Source organism: Kitasatospora nipponensis (genome assembly GCF_039528135.1).
Classification (GTDB): domain Bacteria; phylum Actinomycetota; class Actinomycetes; order Streptomycetales; family Streptomycetaceae; genus Kitasatospora; species Kitasatospora nipponensis.
Genome location: NZ_BAAALF010000403.1, coordinates 1 through 2,077 on the forward strand (window position 1 = coordinate 1; position 2,077 = coordinate 2,077).

General features: G+C 71.6%; 2 protein-coding genes. Both read right to left on the reverse strand.

Annotated features, from left to right (window positions below; genetic code table 11):
• A partial coding sequence (locus ABD323_RS40630) for a CHAP domain-containing protein (protein WP_344447137.1) occupies nucleotides 1–751 on the reverse strand: 751 nt, incomplete at its 3' end.
• A 135-nt stretch (nucleotides 752–886) separates the two neighbouring features.
• Complete coding sequence (locus tag ABD323_RS40635; RefSeq protein WP_344447138.1) at nucleotides 887–1,735, reverse strand: hypothetical protein; 849 nt, start codon at nucleotides 1,733–1,735, stop codon at nucleotides 887–889.
• Nucleotides 1,736–2,077 lie beyond the last annotated feature (342 nt).

A 2,077-nucleotide genomic window follows, 5' to 3' on the forward strand; every position in this document is an offset into this window, starting at 1 on the left:
GCCAGCCGTTGGTGTCGGCCCAGTCGTTGGCGAGGTTGCCGTTGGTGTCGACGAACGCGACGTGGTCGCCGGCGGCACTCATCGACACCGGCGAGGTCCGGCCCGCCGGCGGGGGCGGCGTCGTGTAACCACTGGGCGTGACGTAGGCGGTCACCGTCATGCCCATGTTGTTCTGGTAGCTGCCCACCGGGACCTGTCCGGAGCTGACCGATTCGTTGACCACCCTGGAGGTCTTGGCGAACGTCGCCTCACCCTGGCCGCTGGTCCCGCCGAAGTCGCCGTTGGTGAGCTGGATCGAGCCGTCCGAGTTGACGGCGGTCACGATGCCGACGTGGCTGCTGCCGAAGACCGCGGCGTCGCCCGGTTGCGGCCGGTAGCCGCTGTCGGAGTGGACCGTGCTGCCGTTGGACGAGGCGGCGCTCACGAAGGAGCTCGCGGCCGCCGTGATGCCGGTGGTGTTCAGGCCGTTGTTCTGCCAGACCCACTTGGCGAAGTCCGCGCACCAGTACTCGGGGACTCCGGCGTAGCCCTGGCAGCTGCCGTTGAAGGCGGAGCCCCCGAGGCTGTTGTTCGATGAGTTGACGGTCGAGCAGGAGCCGGCGCCCTTGCCGACATTGGCCAACGCGAGAGCGGCGACGTCCGAGGGGGTACTGGCCGACGCGGCGGTGCCGGCGGCCATCACGACGGCCGGGGTGAGGACAGCGGCCGCGGTGAAGGCGCACAGGGCACGGCGGAGGGAGGAAATCGACATGGAGGTCTCCGGATTTCGGTATTCAGGCAGGGTGATGGGATGAGATGGAGCTGATCCGCGTAGGGGATGGTGCGGTGCGGTCCGCCCGATCGGGCCGGCGGACCGGTGGTGCGATGACGCGTCCGCCGGGCGAGGTCAGCCGATCCGGCTCGGTGTGGAGCTGAGAGCGAGCTCGCGGTGTTCGCCGGTGTCGATTGCGTAGAGCATCGCGAAGGCGTCCTTCGTGGAGTTGCGGGTCGAGAGCGTGAGCCGGTACTGGAAGGTGCGACTGCCGTGTGCGGACAGTGCGACCCCGGGTCCGGCGTAGGAGGACGGTGAACCGCCGTCGCCGTTCGGCATCGTGACGTCGTGCCACAAGCCGGTGGCCGGGTCGAGCAGTTGGAGTGATCCGTCGGCGCAGTTGCAGGGGCCGCCCACGAGTTGGAACAGCGGGGCGACGGACGGGTAGTCGGTCGCCGTCGGGTTGGTGAGCACGGCGGTGAAGTCGACCGGTTGCCCGCCGGGGGTGAGTGCGGTCGGGAATCCGGCCAGGCTGGCGCTCAGCACCTGGGTCTGCGGTTGGCCGGGCACCGGCGGCGTGGTGGAGGACGGTGCGCCGGTCGGCGGGCTGGACGGGACCGGAGCGGAGGCCGTGGGGGCCAGGCCTGCCGTGGCCGGGCGGGTGGGCGAGGAGGACGGGGGCGGTGGGGTCGTGGCCGGGGCGGCCGGTGAGGACGAGGGTGAAGCCGTCCCGGCCTGCGCGGCGGCGGAGGACGATGGTGAGGACGGCCGGGGTGCGGCGGTCGGCGTGCTCGCTGCTGCCGCAGGCACCGCGCCGGCGGGCGCCGCCGGCGCGGTGGTCGCCACCTTGACCTGCTCCAGGGCCGCCGCGTGCGTTCCGGTGCCCAGCATCGTCAGACCCACCGCACCGGCGGTGACGACGGCTCCTGCCGTCACCGCCACCGCAAGGCGGGAACTTCGAACGGAGAACTTGACTGCACGCATGGCGAAGTGACTCCTAGGAGAGCGAAGCGGGTGACGGTCCGGGCGGGCACGGTGGGCCCCGGCGTCGGGCGAGAGGTGCTGGTGGCGCCGCAGGGCAGCCGGGTCGGGCTTGCGGGACAGGACGACCGGGGCCGTGTGTCGGCGCATGGTCGCCGCACCGCGGTGCGGGGCGGCCGAGCCGCGTGCCGCACTCGCCCTGCTGGACGGCGCCGTACGCGAGGCCCTGGAACGGTGGGTGATCTCCTTGTCGGACGGGACTGGTGTCATAGCCGGTTTCACGTCTCACAGTTGACGCTCTGTCCGGTTGCCGTCCGGGCTTCTTCCCTGCCGGCGATCACCAGT